This window comes from Achromobacter colocynthidis (assembly GCF_057334535.1).
This window is the reverse complement of sequence record NZ_JBHFIZ010000005.1, coordinates 155,802-172,183: the sequence shown is the minus strand read 5'-3', so window position 1 is coordinate 172,183 and position 16,382 is coordinate 155,802. Positions and strand designations below refer to the sequence as shown.

At 65.4% G+C, this 16,382-nt stretch carries 17 protein-coding genes; 7 read left to right on the top strand and 10 right to left on the bottom strand.

The window, feature by feature from the left end; all coding sequences use genetic code 11:
- Window positions 1–25: 25 nt before the first annotated feature.
- Window positions 26–652 (bottom strand): PepSY-associated TM helix domain-containing protein, encoded by a 627-nt coding sequence (locus tag ACE04A_RS02545; RefSeq protein WP_448715942.1) that lies wholly within the window; start codon window positions 650–652, stop codon window positions 26–28.
- Window positions 653–896: 244 nt separating this feature from the next.
- Here ACE04A_RS02545 and crcB point away from each other — a divergent pair, with 244 nt between their 5' ends.
- Window positions 897–1,289: a fluoride efflux transporter CrcB gene (gene crcB / locus ACE04A_RS02540; RefSeq protein WP_448715943.1), complete on the top strand. Its 393-nt coding sequence runs from the start codon at window positions 897–899 to the stop codon at window positions 1,287–1,289.
- Between the two features lie 17 nt (window positions 1,290–1,306).
- Here the strand turns inward: crcB and hpnE are convergent, their stop codons facing one another.
- The 3 genes from hpnE to hpnC are packed head-to-tail and all read right to left on the bottom strand — an operon-like array spanning window position 1,307 to window position 4,336.
- Window positions 1,307–2,629 (bottom strand): hydroxysqualene dehydroxylase HpnE, encoded by a 1,323-nt coding sequence (gene hpnE / locus ACE04A_RS02535; RefSeq protein WP_448715944.1) that lies wholly within the window; start codon window positions 2,627–2,629, stop codon window positions 1,307–1,309.
- Window positions 2,626–3,489 (bottom strand): presqualene diphosphate synthase HpnD, encoded by an 864-nt coding sequence (gene hpnD / locus ACE04A_RS02530; protein ID WP_448715945.1) that lies wholly within the window; start codon window positions 3,487–3,489, stop codon window positions 2,626–2,628. Before hpnD ends, hpnE begins: the two co-directional genes overlap by 4 nt.
- A 16-nt stretch (window positions 3,490–3,505) precedes the next feature.
- Window positions 3,506–4,336, bottom strand: a complete 831-nt coding sequence (gene hpnC / locus ACE04A_RS02525) for a squalene synthase HpnC (RefSeq protein WP_279996370.1) — start codon at window positions 4,334–4,336, stop codon at window positions 3,506–3,508.
- 128 nt (window positions 4,337–4,464) lie between these two features.
- On the opposite strand from hpnC, the gene alr reads away from it, so the two are divergent.
- Window positions 4,465–5,592: an alanine racemase gene (alr, locus tag ACE04A_RS02520; RefSeq protein ID WP_100856392.1), complete on the top strand. Its 1,128-nt coding sequence runs from the start codon at window positions 4,465–4,467 to the stop codon at window positions 5,590–5,592.
- Between the two features lie 174 nt (window positions 5,593–5,766).
- On the top strand, window positions 5,767–6,486 hold the full coding sequence (locus ACE04A_RS02515) for an SDR family oxidoreductase (RefSeq protein ID WP_259246220.1): 720 nt from the start codon (window positions 5,767–5,769) through the stop codon (window positions 6,484–6,486).
- 71 nt (window positions 6,487–6,557) lie between these two features.
- On the opposite strand, the gene hpaI is transcribed toward ACE04A_RS02515, so the two are convergent.
- The 4 genes from hpaI to ACE04A_RS02495 are packed head-to-tail and all read right to left on the bottom strand — an operon-like array spanning window position 6,558 to window position 10,031.
- Complete coding sequence (gene hpaI, locus ACE04A_RS02510; protein ID WP_259246221.1) at window positions 6,558–7,358, bottom strand: 4-hydroxy-2-oxoheptanedioate aldolase; 801 nt, start codon at window positions 7,356–7,358, stop codon at window positions 6,558–6,560.
- A 15-nt stretch (window positions 7,359–7,373) separates the two neighbouring features.
- The gene (hpaH, locus tag ACE04A_RS02505; protein WP_259246222.1) at window positions 7,374–8,177 is read right to left on the bottom strand and encodes a 2-oxo-hept-4-ene-1,7-dioate hydratase; all 804 of its coding nucleotides are present in this window, start codon (window positions 8,175–8,177) and stop codon (window positions 7,374–7,376) included.
- 20 nt (window positions 8,178–8,197) lie between these two features.
- Window positions 8,198–8,953: a fumarylacetoacetate hydrolase family protein gene (locus ACE04A_RS02500; RefSeq protein WP_448716120.1), complete on the bottom strand. Its 756-nt coding sequence runs from the start codon at window positions 8,951–8,953 to the stop codon at window positions 8,198–8,200.
- Between the two features lie 25 nt (window positions 8,954–8,978).
- Window positions 8,979–10,031 carry a fumarylacetoacetate hydrolase family protein gene (locus ACE04A_RS02495; protein WP_485819828.1) on the bottom strand — a complete coding sequence of 351 codons (1,053 nt, stop codon included), beginning with the start codon at window positions 10,029–10,031 and terminating at the stop codon, window positions 8,979–8,981.
- 197 nt (window positions 10,032–10,228) lie between these two features.
- On the opposite strand from ACE04A_RS02495, the gene hpaE reads away from it, so the two are divergent.
- Entirely contained in the window at window positions 10,229–11,695 is a 1,467-nt protein-coding gene (gene hpaE, locus ACE04A_RS02490) for a 5-carboxymethyl-2-hydroxymuconate semialdehyde dehydrogenase (RefSeq protein WP_279996368.1), read from the top strand.
- A 22-nt stretch (window positions 11,696–11,717) separates the two neighbouring features.
- Window positions 11,718–12,569, top strand: coding sequence for a 3,4-dihydroxyphenylacetate 2,3-dioxygenase (hpaD, locus tag ACE04A_RS02485; protein WP_447990053.1), 852 nt, complete (start codon window positions 11,718–11,720; stop codon window positions 12,567–12,569).
- 7 nt (window positions 12,570–12,576) lie between these two features.
- On the opposite strand, the gene hpaR is transcribed toward hpaD, so the two are convergent.
- Both hpaR and ACE04A_RS02475 read right to left on the bottom strand, forming a co-directional pair.
- Window positions 12,577–13,053, bottom strand: coding sequence for a homoprotocatechuate degradation operon regulator HpaR (gene hpaR, locus ACE04A_RS02480; RefSeq protein ID WP_259246226.1), 477 nt, complete (start codon window positions 13,051–13,053; stop codon window positions 12,577–12,579).
- Between the two features lie 121 nt (window positions 13,054–13,174).
- A complete protein-coding gene (locus ACE04A_RS02475) occupies window positions 13,175–13,768 on the bottom strand; it encodes a hypothetical protein (protein ID WP_448715949.1) in 594 nt (197 codons plus the stop codon).
- A gap of 179 nt (window positions 13,769–13,947) precedes the next feature.
- Between ACE04A_RS02475 and radA the strand changes: the two genes are divergently transcribed.
- Both radA and ACE04A_RS02465 read left to right on the top strand, forming a co-directional pair.
- Window positions 13,948–15,309, top strand: a complete 1,362-nt coding sequence (gene radA / locus ACE04A_RS02470) for a DNA repair protein RadA (protein ID WP_259246228.1) — start codon at window positions 13,948–13,950, stop codon at window positions 15,307–15,309.
- A gap of 50 nt (window positions 15,310–15,359) precedes the next feature.
- Window positions 15,360–16,187 (top strand): sulfite exporter TauE/SafE family protein, encoded by an 828-nt coding sequence (locus tag ACE04A_RS02465; protein WP_448715950.1) that lies wholly within the window; start codon window positions 15,360–15,362, stop codon window positions 16,185–16,187.
- Window positions 16,188–16,382: the final 195 nt, after the last annotated feature.

Genomic DNA, 16,382 nt, shown 5'->3' with positions numbered 1-16,382 from the left:
AATCTCCAGGGGCGGATCGAAGGAATCAGTGGATGAAGAGCAGCGCCAGGACGACGGGAATCACCACGCCCAACCCCACCATGGGCCAGGTCGCGCCACGGTTGCCGGCATGCATCTTCAACAGCACCAGCCCGGTCAGCGAAAAGACCAGACAGGCGACGGCGAAGATGTCCAGGAACCAACTCCAGGCAAGGCCGGTATTGCGGCCCTTGTGCAAATCGTTCAGGTAGGAAACCCAGCCGCGATCGGTGCGTTCGTATTCGACGTCGCCGCTGGCCAGGTCGATGGACAACCAGGCGTCGCCGCCCGCGCGGGGCAAGGACAGATAGACCTCGTCGGCCGACCATTCGGCGGCTTTGCCCGCCGCGCCGGCATCGAACGTGTCGTCCAGCCATTGCGCCACGGGGGGCGGCAAGGGCGCCTTCTTCTGCTTGGGCGGCGCCGTCAACTGTTTGAGCACGGATTGGGGCAAATGCGCCTGGCGGGTGGTAACCACCGCCTTCGATTCAATGTGCGAGGCGTTGTTCAGCGTGAGACCGGTAATGGCAAACAGCAGCATGCCCAGCAGGCATAGCGCCGAACTGATCCAGTGCCATTGATGCAAGGTCTTGAGCCAGTAGGCCCGGCGCTTCGGAGTGGGTTGACTGTCCATGCGGGATTCGGTTTGAAGCGGCGGATTCTAACATTTAATGAGAATTACTCTTATAAAAGGCAGGGCGGCGCGAGCAAGGAAATTTCAATCGATTACGACGTGGCGGGGTCGCGAAACCCCTGGGGGATCAAGGGCCGAACAGCGGCGAAGGGCCTGAGTTTTTCAGCCAGATTTGAGGAAGCGCGGGTTATGCTGCTGCTGGTCTTTTGCTTGGCGCCCGGCCCGCCCGGACGCCCCGACGCTCATGTCCATTTACCAAACCTTGATTCCGCTGAACTTCCTGGCCGTGGGCCTGGGCGCCGTGCTGGGCGCGTGGACGCGCTGGCTGGTCAGCATGTGGTTGAACGTGGAGTCCTGGCCCTGGGGCACGTTCACCGTGAACCTGGCGGGGGGCTATCTGGTGGGTGTGGCGCTGGCGCTGGTGGCGGGCCACCCGGAATGGCCGACGTGGATCCGGCTCGGGGTCATCACCGGATTTATGGGCGCCTTGACCACGTTTTCCACGTTCTCGGCCGAAACCGTGTCCATGCTGGAGCGCGGCGCCTATGGCACCGCATTCGGCTATGCAGGTATCAGCCTGGTGGGGTCGCTGGCGTTGACGGCGGCGGGCATCGCCACCGTGCATCTATTGCGCTGAAAGAATAGCGGCGCGACTCAATTCGCGCGGGGATTCAACACGCGAGCCGCCTGCAGGCCGCTTTGCACCGCGCCTTCCAACACACCGGGGTAGCCCGTATCCGTCCAGTCGCCCGCCAACGCCAGGGTAGGCCATGGCGTGGTATTCAGCGGGCGGGTCAAGCCAGGCACCGCGGCGAAGGTGGCGCGCTTTTCAATCAGGAGTTCGGCGGCCGTCACTTCCGGCATGGCGGGCAGGCGCGCGGGGTGGCGCGCCGCCTGTTCAGCGACTTGATCAATCAAGGCTTCAATGACCTGGCGGCGATTGCGTTCCGCGATGCGGGTAGCGGCGCTGGCCACCACGGCCAGTTCGCCGGCCTTGGTGTCGCCCGCCAATTGCGCGCGGTCGAACACCCACTGCCCGACGTGCCCGCGCGCGGCTTCCTCGCGCAGCATCATCATGGGTTCCGGCAAGCGCCAGGGTTCGGCCAGGCGTACGTTCAGCGTGGCGATCGGCAGGTAGTCGAATGCCTTCAGCGCTTCCAGCAGGCCGATGGCACCGGCCTCGCGCAAGGGCGCGTCCAGCAGCCGGGCGGCATAGGTGGGTGGCACGGCCAGCACGGCGGCATCAAAGCGTTCCTGGTTGACGACAATGCCGTCAGCCGAGGGATGCAGTTGGCGCACCGTGTTGCCATAGCGCATGGTGACCTGGCGCGCCGCGGCGTCGGGCCAGAGCGCCGACAGGTCGGTGCAGGGCAGCAGCAGGTCGCTGTCTTCGCGGTCGCCGGCCAGGCTATCGCGCAGCACGCGCGCAAACAGCGCGGCGCTGGCGGTGGCGCAAGGCGTGTTCAGCGCGGCCAGGCACAGCGGTTCCCAGAGTTGGCGGATCAGCACATCGGATTGCGCGTGATAGTGCAGCAGTTGCAGCACGGTCCAGTCGCGCGGGGGCGACCACGACATGGCTTTCAGGCCACGCATCAGGCGCAGTGCGGCATAGCGGTCGGCCCAGGTCAGGCCGCGTGCGCGCAGGATGGCAACCGCCATGTGCAAGGGCGCGGGCAACCGGGGCGCGGACAAACGGAAGCGGCCGTCCAGGCTGGCCAGCCGCAGCGGCCGGCGCATCAGCAGGGCGTCGGGGTTGCGGCCCACGCGGCGCATCAGCGCCAGCGTTTGCCGGTAGGCGCCCGCCAGCAGGTGCTGGCCGTTGTCCAGCGGGGCGTCGAAAGACTCATGGAATACGCGGCGGGCGCGGCCGCCGGGCGTGTGGCCGGCTTCAAACACGGTGACCTTGGCGCCAGCTTCGCGCAGGGCGATGCTGGCCGCCAAGCCGGCCCAGCCCGCACCGATAACCGCCGCCTTCACCGCGCCAACCGGCGGACCAGTCCGCGTCCGCCGCCCACCCAGGTTTTCCAGGCCAGCCACAGCTTGCGCAGCGGCGTCAGCGAGATGCGTTGGTGCAGCACCTGCCAGTTGTCGCGTTCAATTTCATCAAGCAGCGCGTGGTAGATCGCGGCCATCATCAGGCCCGGGCGTTGTGAACGGCGGTCCGCTTCGGGCAGATTGCTCATGGCCTCGCGGTAGAGTTCGCGGGCGCGGTCGGCCTGGAACTTCATCAAGGCGCTGAAACGGTCGGAGTACTCGCCATTCAGAATGTCCGACGCCTTGACCTCGAACTGCTGCATGTCGTTGATTGGAATATAGATACGGCCACGGCGCGCATCGTCGCCAACGTCGCGAATGATGTTGGTCATCTGGAACGCCAGGCCCAGCTTTTCGGCATAGACCAGCGTCTTGGGATCGCTGTAGCCGAACACGCCGGCGGACAGCTCGCCGACCACGCCGGCCGCGTGCCAGCAGTACTTGCGCAGGCCGGGCCAGTCCAGGTAGCGCGTCTGGTCCAGGTCCATTTCCATGCCGTCCACCACGGCCAGCAGGCGCTCGCGGGTGATCGAACAGCTTTCCAGGTGCGGTTGCAGCGCGCGCGTGACGGGGTGGTCGGGCTTGCCGTCGAACATCTGGTCGACCTGCGTGCGCCACCAGGCCAGCTTGATGCGGGCCAGCGACGGGTCGGTGCATTCGTCGACCACGTCGTCCACTTCGCGGCAATAGGCGTAAAGCGCCGTGATCGCGCGGCGGCGTTCGGGCGGCAGGAACAGGAATGAGTAGTAGAAGCTGGAACCGCTTTTGGCGGCTTTCTCCTGGCAATATTCGTCAGGGGTCATAGATAGGCAGGGCCTGTTACTTGATAGAGCGCCACAGCATGATGGCCCAGTCTTTGGCGCCCAATTCGGGGCGGTTCATGAATACATCGTAGCTGCTTGCCTCGATACGCTCCAGCACGCGCAGCCCGCCTTGCACCACCAGGCGCAGCTCCAGGCCGATGCGGCCGGGCAGGCGGCGTGCCAGCGGAGCGCCGAAGTGTAGCAGTGCCCGCGTGCGTTCAACCTGGAACGCCATCAGTTCGCGCCACTGCGGCGTCAGGCGGCAGGCGGCAAGGTCGTCTTCGGTGACGCCGTGGCGGCGCAGGTCTTCCTGGGGCAGGTAGACGCGCTGCTTGTGCCAGTCGACCCGCACATCCTGCCAGAAATTCACCAGTTGCAAACCGGTGCAGATGGCATCGCTTTCGGCCACGTCTTGCGGGCTGGCGGCGTCGAACAGGTGCAGCATCAGGCGGCCGACCGGGTTGGCCGAACGGGTGCAGTAGTCGGCAAGCGTGGCGTAGTCTTCGTAGCGCTTGACGGTGATGTCCTGCTCGAAAGCGGACAACAGGTCGTAAAACGGGGTAATGGGTAGTTGATGCCGGGCGATGGTGCGCGCCAGCGGCGTGAAGATGTCGGCCAGCGGCGGCAGGCCCGGTGGGGGCGTGTTGCCCGGTTCGGCGCCGATGCGATGCAGTTCGGTGCGATAGGCTGCCAATTGCGCCAGGCGTTCTTCGTCGGTGGCGCTGCCTTCGTCGGCGATATCGTCCGCGGCGCGGGCGAAGCGGTAGATATCGGTCACGGCGCCGCGCAGCCTGCGCGGCAGCAGCAGCGAGGCGACGGGAAAGTTCTCGTAGTGATCGATGGACATGGGTCGTGGTGCAGAGGGCGGCCCCGGAGCGGGTTCGCACCATTTTAGAGTAGTCGCCTTTCGGGGCGAGATGCCGTGCCGATGCCGGCGGCGATCAGTTAGACTTAAGCGCCACAGGATCTCACACCATGCCGCGCCCCATATCCGCCACTGTCTCCGTTTCCGCGCTTGCGCACAATCTTGCCACCGTGCACCGCCACCTTGAACAGACGGCACAGGCCGCCTCGGGGCTGCCGCCTTCGATATGGGCGGTCATCAAGGCCAACGCCTACGGCCACGGCATCGAGCAGGCCGTGACGGGGTTTTCCAAGGCACAGGGCTTGGCCATGCTGGACCTGGACGAAGCCGTGCGCTGCCGCGAGGCGGGCTGGGGCGGGCCGATCCTGCTGTTGGAAGGGTTTTTCAAACCCGCCGACCTGGATCTGATCGACCGCTACCACCTGAGCACCACGGTGCATAACCGGGAACAACTCGACATGCTGGCGCGCGCCCGCTTCACCCGGCGCGTGGACGTCATGCTCAAGCTCAACAGCGGCATGAACCGGCTGGGCTTCAGCCCCGCCTCTTACCCCGCCGCGCATGAACGCGCCATGCTGTTGCAGCAGCAGGGCACGCTGGGGTCGGTGGGCAAGATGACGCACTTCGCCTGCGCGGACGGCCCCCAGGGCGTGACCGAGCAATTGGCGCTGTTTAATTCGGTGACGCATAAGATGCCGGGCGCCATCAGCGTCTGCAACTCCGCGGCCACGCTGCGTTTTGCCGACATCGCGGTGGGCTCGCCCACGCAGACGCATTGGGTGCGCCCGGGCATCTGCCTGTATGGCGCCTCGCCCTTCGCTGATGCCGAGGCCGCGTCCTTCGGCCTGCGCCCCGCCATGACGCTCAGTTCCGAGATCATCGCCGTGCAAGAACTCAAGGCGGGCGATTCGGTGGGCTACGGCGCCATCTTCCGCGCTGAACGCGCCATGCGCGTGGGCATCGTGGCCTGCGGCTACGCCGACGGCTACCCGCGCCACGCCACCACCGGCACGCCCGTCGTCGTGGCCGGCATTCGCACCCAATTGGTTGGCCGCGTGTCGATGGACATGCTGATCGTCGACCTGGACCCGATTCCCGCCGCCGGTGTCGGCGCGCCCGTGGTGCTGTGGGGCGAAGACGGCCCCTCGGTGGACGAAGTGGCCCAGGCCGCGGGCACCATCGGCTACGAATTGCTGTGCGCCCTGGCGCCGCGCGTGCCGGTCAGCCGCGACGCCTGAGGGGCGTTTTTCGCATTGCGCGCGCCGCCCGCCGCTCTTTTTCGGCCGGTGTCCGGTGCGCAAGAATTGCTACGCAATTTACAAGACAGCCATCTCAGGATGGTGTCTACTTGGAACACCGGGCGCCCACGCGCCCGTTTTTGACCGAGCAATCTGACTACGAGGTTTCAATCCATGAAGGACAAATGCGTGCTCATAACGGGCGCCACCAAGGGCATAGGCTGGGCGCTCACGCAGCGGCTGTCCGACATGGGCTGTCATGTGGTTGGCATTGCGCGCAATACCAACGACGTGGATTTTCCCGGCTACCTCTACCCCTGTGACCTGGCGGATGCCGGCCGCACCGAAGAGGTCTTGCGAGAAATCCGCGACAAGTTTCCCGTGGACGCGGTCGTCAACAATGTGGGCATCGCGTCGCCCCAGCCGCTGGGTGAAATCGACCTGGCCACGCTGTACAACGTGCTGGACCTGAACGTGCGCGTGGCGGTGCAGGTAACGCAGGCCTTTATCGAATCGATGAAGGTGCGCCGCGCCGGCCGCATCGTGAACGTGGTCAGCCGCGCCATCTACGGCGGCCTGGACCGCACGGCCTATTCGGCCGCCAAGAATGCGCTGGTGGGCTGCACCCGCACCTGGGCGCTTGAGCTGGCGGAATACGGCGTCACCGCCAATGCGGTGGCCCCTGGCCCGATCGAAACGGAAATGTTCCGCGCCACCCGCCCGGCGGGCAGCGAAGGTGAAAAGCGCGCGCTGGCCTCGGTGCCCATGAAGCGCCTGGGCACGCCGGCCGAAGTGGCGGCTGCCATTGCTTTCTTGTTGTCGGATGATGCCGGATTCATTACCGGGCAGGTGCTGGGTGTGGACGGCGGCGGCAGCCTTGCCGGACGCTCCTGATTGCACTGAAGTGAAAACAAAATGGCGCACGTTTTGACGGTGCGCCATTTTTTTTGCCTTGGCTTTTTGCCTTAGTACGGCCCCTTGCCCGCCACCACGCTCTTCACGTCCTTGAATTCGCCCGCCAGCTTTTCCGCCGCGCGCGCCAGCAGCACGGCGTCCACGCCGACCGCCACGAAGGTTGCACCCAGCGACAGGTAATGCTTGGCCTGCGCCACGCCGCTGTGCAAGATGCCGGCGGCCTTGCCGGAGCGCACGATGCGCGCAATGGCCTGGTCGATGGTGGCCAGCACTTCGGGGTGGTCCGGTTGCGCCAGATACCCCATGCCCGCCGACAAATCAGCCGGGCCGATAAAGGCGCCATCCACGCCGTCCACGGCCAGGATGTCGTCCAGCGCATCTATGCCGGCCGGGGTCTCAATCTGCACCAGCACGCACATCTGGTCGTTGGCGCGTTCCAGGTAGTTGGGGATGCGGTTCCAACGTGACGACCGCGCCAGCGCGCTACCCACGCCCCGGATGCCGGCGGGCGGATAGCGCACCGCGGCCACGGCGGCGGCGGCTTCCTCGGCCGACTGGATCATGGGCACCAGCAAGGTCTGCGCGCCGGTGTCCAGAATCTGCTTGATCTGCACCGGGTCATTCCAGGCCGGCCGCACCACGGGGGCCACCGGATACGCCGCCACCGATTGCAGTTGCGACAGCGTGGTCTGCAAGGTGTTCGGCGCATGTTCGCCGTCGATCAGCAGCCAGTCGAAGCCGGCGCCCGCAATGATTTCAGAGGTATAAGCGCTGGCCAGTCCGGCCCACAGGCCGATCTGGGGCTCGCGGTTGCGCAGGGCTTCTTTGAAGGTATTGGTCAGGATGTCCATGGACGGCGTGCCGTGTTAGTTGAAATGACAGTTGACGGAACCCAGCACGCCGTAATCGACGTGGAAGGTGTCGCCCGGCCGGGCGGCCACGGGGCGGGTAAACGAGCCCGACAGAATGATCTCGCCCGCCTCAAGCGCCACGTCGTGGGCGGCCAGCTTGTTAGCCAGCCATACTACGCCATTGGCCGGGTGATTCAAGACGCCCGCGGCCACGCCGGTTTCTTCGATGACGGCATTGCGCGACAGGATCGCGCCGGCCCAGCGCAGGTCGATATCGCCCATCTTCACCGGCCGTCCGCCCATCACCACGCCGGCGTTCGCGGCGTTGTCGGCAATGGTATCGAACACCTTGCGCGGCCGCTGGGTGTCGGGGTCGATGCCGTGCGAGCGCGCATCGATGATCTCCAGCGCGGGGATCACGTATTCAACGGCGTCATACACCTGGAACAGCGTCACGTTCGGGCCTTGCAGCCGCTTGCCCAGCACGAAGGCCAGCTCCACTTCCAGGCGCGGCAGGATGAAGCGGCCGGCCGGAATGGCGCCGCCGTCTTCAAAGAACATGTCGTCCAGCAGCATGCCGAAATCAGGCTCGTCGATCTGCGATGACTGCTGCATGGCGCGCGAGGTCAGGCCGATCTTGTGGCCGCGCTTGACGCGGCCCGCCGCCAGCTTGATGTCCATCCAGGCGCGCTGGATGGCGTAGGCATCGGCTATGTCGATGTCGGGGTGGTCCAGCGATATCTGGCGGATTTGCGTGCGCGTGCGCTCGGCCTCGTGCAGGCGCGCGGCAATGGCGCGTACGGTTTGGGTGTCTAGCATGGAGAGTCCGGAAGTGGGTGTTATGACGGGAAGGCGGCCAAGGTATTGACCAGTCTTCCGATTCCTTCGATTTCAGTCACGACCTCGTCGCCGGGCATCACGTTGACGATGCCGTCCGGCGTGCCGGTCAGGATCAGGTCTCCGGGCGACAAGGTCATGAAGCTGCTGAAATATTCGATCAGCGCGGGCACGTCGAACACCATGTCGCGCGTGTTGCCGCGCTGCGTTTCAACGCCGTTGACGGTGGTGCGCAGGTTCAGGTTCATGGGGTCGGGCACGTCGTCGCGATCCACCAGCCAAGGCCCCAGCGGCGTGCAGGTGTCGCGGCTTTTCACGCGCAGGTTTGGCCTATACCAGTTTTCCAGGTAGTCGCGCAGCGCGTAGTCGTTGGCGACGGTGTAGCCCGCCACGTAGTCATAGGCGTTGGCGCGCTTGACGCGCTGCGCCGTCTTGCCGATGACCACCGCCAATTCGCATTCGTAGTGCATGAACGCGACGTCGGCCGGGCGCAGCGTGCGCGCGCGATGGCCGACGAAGGTGTTGGCGGCTTTTAGAAAGCCCAGCGGTTCGTCGGGGGCTTTGAACGCCAGTTCCTTGGCGTGGTCCGCGTAGTTGATGGCCAGTGTGAACGTCGTGCGGGGCTCAATGGGCGGCAACCAGGTAACGGCGTCTTCGGCCAGAACGCGCCCATCCGGCAGCAGGACGTGACCGGGGGCGCTGTCCGCCTCGGTGACGCGGTGGATGGCGCCTTGATAGGCGATGCGTGCGTGTTTCATGGCGGCGTGTTTCATGGCAGGTTCCTCAGGTTGCGGCGGCGGCCAGCATGTTGCCCAGCGTGCCCACCTGCACGATGCGGATGTCGTAGCGTTGCCCGGCGCGCGCACGCGGTGCGTCGTGGGGCGCGCCCACCAGCAGCATGTCGCCGGCCTCGAAGCTCATGAACTGCGTCACGTCGGCAATCAGCCGCGCCACGGGGCGCACCAGATCAGCCGTGGTGGCGCGTTGCACCACCACGCCGTCCACGCTCACTTCGATGTCCAGCGCATCGGGGTCCGCCACGGCCGAGACCGGCGTCAGCGTGTCGCCCATCGGGCAAAAGCCGTCGCGGCATTTCTGTTTGAGCGCGGGGCGGAAGAAGCTGGCGTGTGGCACCGACAAGTCCGCCACAACGCGATAGCCCGCCACATGGTCCAGCGCGTTCGCTTCGCTCACGCGCGTGGCGCGGCGCGAGAACACCACGCCCAGGCACGCGCCGACCTCGATTTCATCCACGTCGGGGGGCAGGGCGATGGTGTCGCCGTCGCGCGCATAGGTGTTGGCCGGTTTGACGTAGAGCACGGGCGCGCGGGGCGCCGCCTTGTAGGGCGGCGCGTTGACGCTGTCGCCCAGTGCGTCCAGCGACTGGCGCGTATTGAGTGCGGCGCCGACCACGGTGCGCGGCGGTCCGGCCAGGGCGGCGTCGGCCTGCGCGGCGCGCGCGGCCAGGTAGTCGCGGTAGTTGTTCTGCTTGTAGTTCAGCACCGCGTCCGCTTCTTCGATCTGCATCGAAATGCCCAGCGGCCGCATGGCCATGTGCGGCGCCAGCGCGGCGCTCAGCGCCTTGAAAACGCGTTCACCCAAGGCGGCTTTTTGCGCATCGCTGCGACCATGGCCAATGCGCAGCACGACGTGGACAAAGGCGTTGTCGGGGTGGCCGTCAACGATCAGGCAGTCGTCCACGCGCAGGGCCCGGGTGCGCGCCCCGGCCAAGGGGAACAGGCTGCCGTCGCCGACGGCGGCGTCCTGCACCGTGCGCATCAGCGCGTGCGTATCCAGGGCCAGATTGCCCGAATACTCAATCCAGATATGGGGCATGGAGTCATCCGCCAAAATTGTTAGCATGTTAATTAGAATAGCGGGAAAGACGATCGGCGGCAACGAATGCATAGGGCCGCGTCAGGCAAACACAGCGTCGTTGACAGCGCCATCTTGCCGGCATAAAGTTAACGTGTTAATTAAAAGTGGTGGCGACCGACAACGCCGTGGACCACGATCAAAACGAGGAGCCGCACGTGAGCATCAAGCATTGGATCAACGGCAAAGAGGTCGATAGCGACGACCGATTCGTCACCTATAACCCCGCCACGGGTGAAGCCATCGACGAGGTTGCCGCGGGCGGCCAAACAGAGATCGACGCCGCCGTGTCCGCCGCCGCCGAGGCTTTTCCCAAATGGGCCAACACGCCCGCCAAGGAGCGCGCCCGCCTCATGCGCCGCCTGGGCGAACTGATCGACGCCAACGTCCCTCAATTGGCCGAACTTGAAACGCGGGACACCGGCCTGCCCATTTCGCAAACCCGCAAGCAACTGATCCCGCGCGCGTCCGAGAACTTCAATTTCTTTGCCGAAGTCTGCACCCGCATGAACGGCCACACCTATCCCGTGGACGATCAGATGCTGAACTACACGCTGTACCAGCCGGTGGGCGTATGCGCCTTGGTGTCGCCCTGGAACGTGCCGTTCATGACGGCCACCTGGAAAACGGCGCCGTGCCTGGCCTTGGGCAACACCGCCGTGTTGAAAATGTCGGAACTGTCACCGCTGACGGCCGACCAGTTGGGCCGCCTGGCCCTTGAAGCCGGCATCCCCGCGGGCGTTCTGAACGTGGTGCAGGGCTACGGCGCCCAGGCGGGCGACGCGTTGGTGCGTCACCCGGGCGTGCGCGCCATCTCGTTCACGGGCGGCACGGTGACCGGCAAGAAGATCCTGGCCAGCGCGGGTGGCATCAAGAAATATTCGATGGAACTGGGCGGCAAATCGCCCGTGCTGATTTTTGACGACGCCGATGTCGAGCGCGCGCTGGACGCCGCCTTGTTCACGATTTTTTCGCTGAACGGCGAACGCTGCACGGCGGGTTCGCGTATTTTTGTCCAGCAAAGCATCTACGATGATTTCGTGCGCAAATTCGCCGAGCGCGCGCAACGCCTGGTGGTGGGCGACCCTACCGACGAGGCCACCCACGTGGGCGCGATGATCACGCGCCAGCATTGGGAAAAGGTCACCGGCTACATCCAGCTTGCCGAACAGGAAGGGGCGCGTATCCTTGCGGGCGGCGCGGGCAAGCCGGCGGGCTTGCCGGCCCACTTGGCGGGCGGCAATTTCGTGCGGCCCACGGTGCTGGCCGACGTGGATAACCGCATGCGTTGCGCGCAGGAAGAAATCTTCGGGCCAGTGGCCTGCCTGATCCCGTTCAAGGACGAAGCCGAAGGCCTGGCGCTGGCCAACGACGTCAAGTACGGGCTGGCGTCCTACATCTGGACCAGCGATATCGGCCGGGCGCACCGCCTGGCGCGCGGCATTGAGGCGGGCATGGTGTTCATCAACAGCCAGAACGTGCGCGACCTGCGCCAGCCGTTCGGCGGCACCAAGGAATCCGGCACGGGGCGCGAGGGCGGGGAATACAGCTACGAGGTATTCGCCGAAATAAAGAACGTGTGCGTGTCGATGGGCAGCCACCACATCCCCAAGTGGGGTGTGTGAATGCGTAAAGGAGACAACCATCATGGGTAAGCTTGCACTGGCGGCCAAGGTGACGCATGTGCCGTCGATGTATCTGTCGGAGCTACCCGGCAGGCACCATGGCTGCCGCGAGGCCGCCATCGAGGGCCACCGCGTGATCGGCCAGCGTTGCCGGGACCTGGACGTGGACACGATCGTGGTGCTGGACGTGCATTGGCTGGTGAACGGCGGCTATCACGTGAACGCCAACCACGCCTTCAAGGGGCGCTACACCAGCAACGAACTGCCGCATTTCATCAAGGACATGGACTACGCCTATGGCGGCAATCCCGAGCTGGGCCGCCGCATCGCCGAATGCGCCAATGCGGCGGGCGTGGGCACGCGCAGCCACGAAATCGATAGCCTGGAACTTGAATACGGCACACTGGTGCCCATGCGCTACATGAACGGCGACGGCCGCTTCAAGGTGGTGTCGGTGGCCGCGTGGTGCGCCTGGCACGCGCTGGAAGACAGCCGGCGCTTTGGCGCGGCCTTGCGCCAGGCCATCGACGCCAGCGACAGCCGCGTGGCGGTGCTGGCCAGCGGGTCCTTGTCGCATCGCTTCAACGACAACAACAGCCCCGAAGCCGCCATGCACCAGATCAGCCGCGAATTTTTCCGCCAGGTGGATTTGCGCGTGGTGGAACTCTGGCGCCAGGGAGACTGGAAAACCTTCTGCGCCATGCTTCCCGAATACGCCGAACTTTGCGTGGGCGAGGGCGGCATGCACGACACGGCGATGTTGCTGGGCTTGCTGGGGTGGGACGGCTACGACAAGCCGGTGGAGGTGGTGACCGACTACTTCACCAGTTCCGGCACGGGCCAGATCAACGCGATCTTCCCGGTGCCTGACTGAACCCGCTTCAGGCGGAATCGCCGGAATCGGCGGCGTCCGCCGACGACGGCGCATCGCGCTTGATCAGCGCCACCATGGTGTCGACGTCGTGGTACAGGCGGTCCAGCAATTCCTTGCCGATCTTCGCCTCGATTTCCTGGTATTTCGCGTCCACATGCGGGCGCATGCGATCGATCAGCTTGTGGCTTTTCGGGGTCAGGGATATTTCCTGGCGGCGCTGGTCGGCGCTGGAGCGCACGCGCTTGATCAGGCCTTGTTCTTCCATGCCGGCCAGCATGCGGGTCAGGCTGGGGCTGAGGATCTGGCAACTGCGCGCGATCTGGTTGGGTTCCATCGCGCCCGTTTCGCTCAGGGTGCGCAATACCCGCCATTGTTGTTCGGTGACCCCGGCCGCGTGCAGCACGGGACGGAAATGCGCCATCAGGGTTTCGCGCGCGTATAGCAGCAGGTGGGGAAGATTGCGGTGGTGGAAGCTCGGACTCATGGCGGCTATGTTAGCAAGAAGCCGCCCATTTTTTGACCACAAATTTCAGTGCGTCATGCGCACAACAACGCGGTGGGCGCTGCCATGCAAGCGGCCACCGCGCGGGGTTGGGTAAGCACCGTCAGGCGGGATTTTGCTGAGCCAGTTCCTGGAGATCATCCGGCAATGCCAGGTCCGGGGCACCCTGTTGCAGTTCGCGCAGCGCGAGCACGGCGGCGTCTTGCTGGTCGTCCTGCATCAGTTGCCGGATGTGGGCCACGCGGGCCTCGATGTCCTGTTCGCTGAACGCCGCCACTTCCACGGCAGCGGGCTCGCTTGCCTGGGTGGCCACGGCGGGGACGGATTCCACGGCCGGGGCGGGCTGGGCCATGGGCGGGGTCATCGCTTCGGTGATTGCTGGGGCCATGGGCGGGGCCGAGGCCAGGGTCATCGCCGAAGAAGACCCAGTGTGACCGCCGGCAGCCTGGGTTACAGCCTGCGTGTCGGTTTCGTTTTGGGGGACGGCTTCGCGCATATTGGTCCACGCGAACAGGCCGGCAACCAGCATGGCGCATGCGGCGGCTGCCCAGCCGGGGTGCCAACTATGTCCAGGGTGCCAACTGCGGCGCACCGCGGCGTCCAGTTCAGGGCTGCTGCCGGGCCCGAGCTTGCGGTACAGGGCGCGCAGATCCCGGGCATCGTCTTCGTCGAAAGGGGGGCGATAGGTAATGCTCATGCGCTACTCCTCACGGTGGCGTCCGGTGGCAATTAGCCTATGCGTTGATCTTTGCCGGGCGCTGTATCCGTCGATTATGCGCGATTCGCGGCATTTCCGGCAGGTAAATTTCGCCGTTCCGCATCCTGAAACGTCGGCCTCGGCCCCAGGCAAAGTAGGTTGCCGGTACACTTTCGCGCATGGCCAAATCCCGAACCGTATATGTGTGCGCCGACTGTGGCGGCACCACCCCCAAGTGGCAGGGCAAATGCCCCCACTGCAATGCCTGGAACACGCTGGAAGAGACGGTGGAGTCATCCACCCCCGCCGCCGCCGCGCACCGCTACGCGCCACTGGCCTCGGCCAGCCCGGTTCGCAGCCTGTCTGAAATCGAAGCCCGCGAAACGCCGCGCCAGCCCACCGGGCTGGATGAATTCGACCGCGTGCTGGGCGGCGGCCTGGTGGCCGGCGCGGTCGTGCTGATTGGCGGTGACCCGGGTATCGGCAAGTCCACGCTGCTGCTGCAGGCGCTGGCTTCGTTGTCGGCAAGCACCAACGTGCTGTATGTCACCGGCGAGGAATCGGCCGAGCAGGTGGCGTTGCGCGCGCGCCGGCTGGACCTGCAAACCGGCAACGTCAATTTGCTGGCCGAGATCCGGCTGGAAGCCATCCAGGCGGCGGTGTCTGAACAAAAGCCCACCGTGGCCGTGATCGACTCCATCCAGACCGTGTACAGCGGCGAATTGAGCGCCGCCCCGGGGTCGGTGTCGCAGGTGCGCGAATGCGCGGCGCAACTCACGCGCCTGGCCAAGCAGACCGGCATCGCCATCGTCATGATCGGCCACGTTACGAAAGACGGCGCGTTGGCCGGCCCTCGCGTGCTGGAACACATCGTCGACACGGTGCTGTATTTCGAAGGCGATACGCATTCCTCGTTCCGGCTGGTACGTGCGTTCAAGAACCGCTTTGGCGCGGTCAACGAACTGGGCGTCTTCGCCATGACCGACCGTGGCCTGCGCGGCGTGGCCAACCCGTCAGCGCTGTTCCTGTCGCAGCACGAACAACAGGTGGCGGGCTCGTGCGTGATGGCCACGCAGGAAGGCACGCGCCCGCTGCTGGTCGAGATTCAGGCGCTGGTCGACAGTTCGCACGCGCCCAACCCGCGCCGGCTGACGGTGGGGCTGGAAGGCAACCGCTTGGCCATGCTGCTGGCCGTGCTGCACCGGCACGCCGGGGTCACCACGTTTGACCAGGACGTGTTCGTCAATGCGGTGGGCGGCGTGCGCATCACCGAGCCCGCGGCGGACTTGCCGGTGCTGCTGGCCATCATGTCATCGCTGCGCGACAAGCCGCTGCCGCGCGGCCTGATCGCCTTTGGCGAAGTCGGTCTGGCCGGCGAAATCCGTCCCGCGCCGCGCGGGCAGGAACGCCTGCGTGAAGCGGCCAAGCTGGGTTTTTCGATTGCGCTCATCCCCAAGGCCAATGCTCCGCGTCAACCCATTGACGGACTGGAGATCTGGGCGGTGGACCGCCTGGACGCCGCGTTGGACAAACTGCGCTGACGCGCTGATTACCTGGTCATGAAGACAAGGATTGCTGGAGCAAGCAAGAAGTGAGTCTGTTGATTATTGCCGTCTGCCTGGCCGCGGGTAGCCTGATCGGTTTCATGGGCGGTGCGCTGGGCATCGGCGGCGGGCTCATCGCCATTCCCGCGTTGGTGTTGTTGATGGGCATGTCGCAGCAGTTGGCGCAGGGCACCGCGCTGATCATGGTGCTGCCCGCCATTACCGTTGCGGTGCGCAAGTACAACCAGCAAGCGCGTATCGACAGGCGCGTTGCCGCGGCAGGCGCCGCGGGTGCGGTGGTGTTCACCTGGGTGGGCGCGCGCTTGGCGCTGGGCATTGATTCCAGCGTGCTGCGCCAGAGCTTCGCCGTGTTCCTGTTCTTTGTTGCGTTGTTCTACGTCTGGCAGACCTGGCGCGCCGTCCGCGTTGCCGCCCGCCGCCAGCGGCCCGAGCAATCGCCGGAACAGCGGTCGGAACCTCCTTCGACTAAGCACGCGCCGTCGCGCCCGATCCCGATCCTCACGCCACGGCGCGCCAGCGTGCTGGGCATGTTGTGCGGCACCTTGGGTGGCTTCTTCGGCGTGGGCGGTGCGGTGCTGGCCGTGCCCATCATCACGACGGTGTTCCGCATGTCGCAGACCACGGCGCAGGCCTTGGCGCTGTGCATGGTGATTCCCGGTTCGACCATTGCGCTGATCACCTACGCCTGGGCCGGCCAGGCCAACTGGATGGTGGGCCTGCCGATGGCGATCGGCAGTTTGCTGTTCGTGCCGGTCGGCGTGCGCTTGGCGTATAAGCTGCCCGAACGCAAACTGAGAGTCTGCTTCGCGCTGCTGCTGTTTGCGACCGTCGCGTTGTTGGTATTCGAATCGTAGAGGGGGCGTTGATAGGACGTCGACAACGCAGCGCCAATGCAGCGCCAACGCAGCGACAACGCATCGTCAATGCGTCGACAGCCCGCCGATAGTGCCCTGACAGCGTATCGACAGCGTTATTTCCAGGCGTTAGCAGCCGAAATTTTCTGGTTCCGCATTGAACCTTCCGCATGCTCGCTCTTCAAACGGAGTACG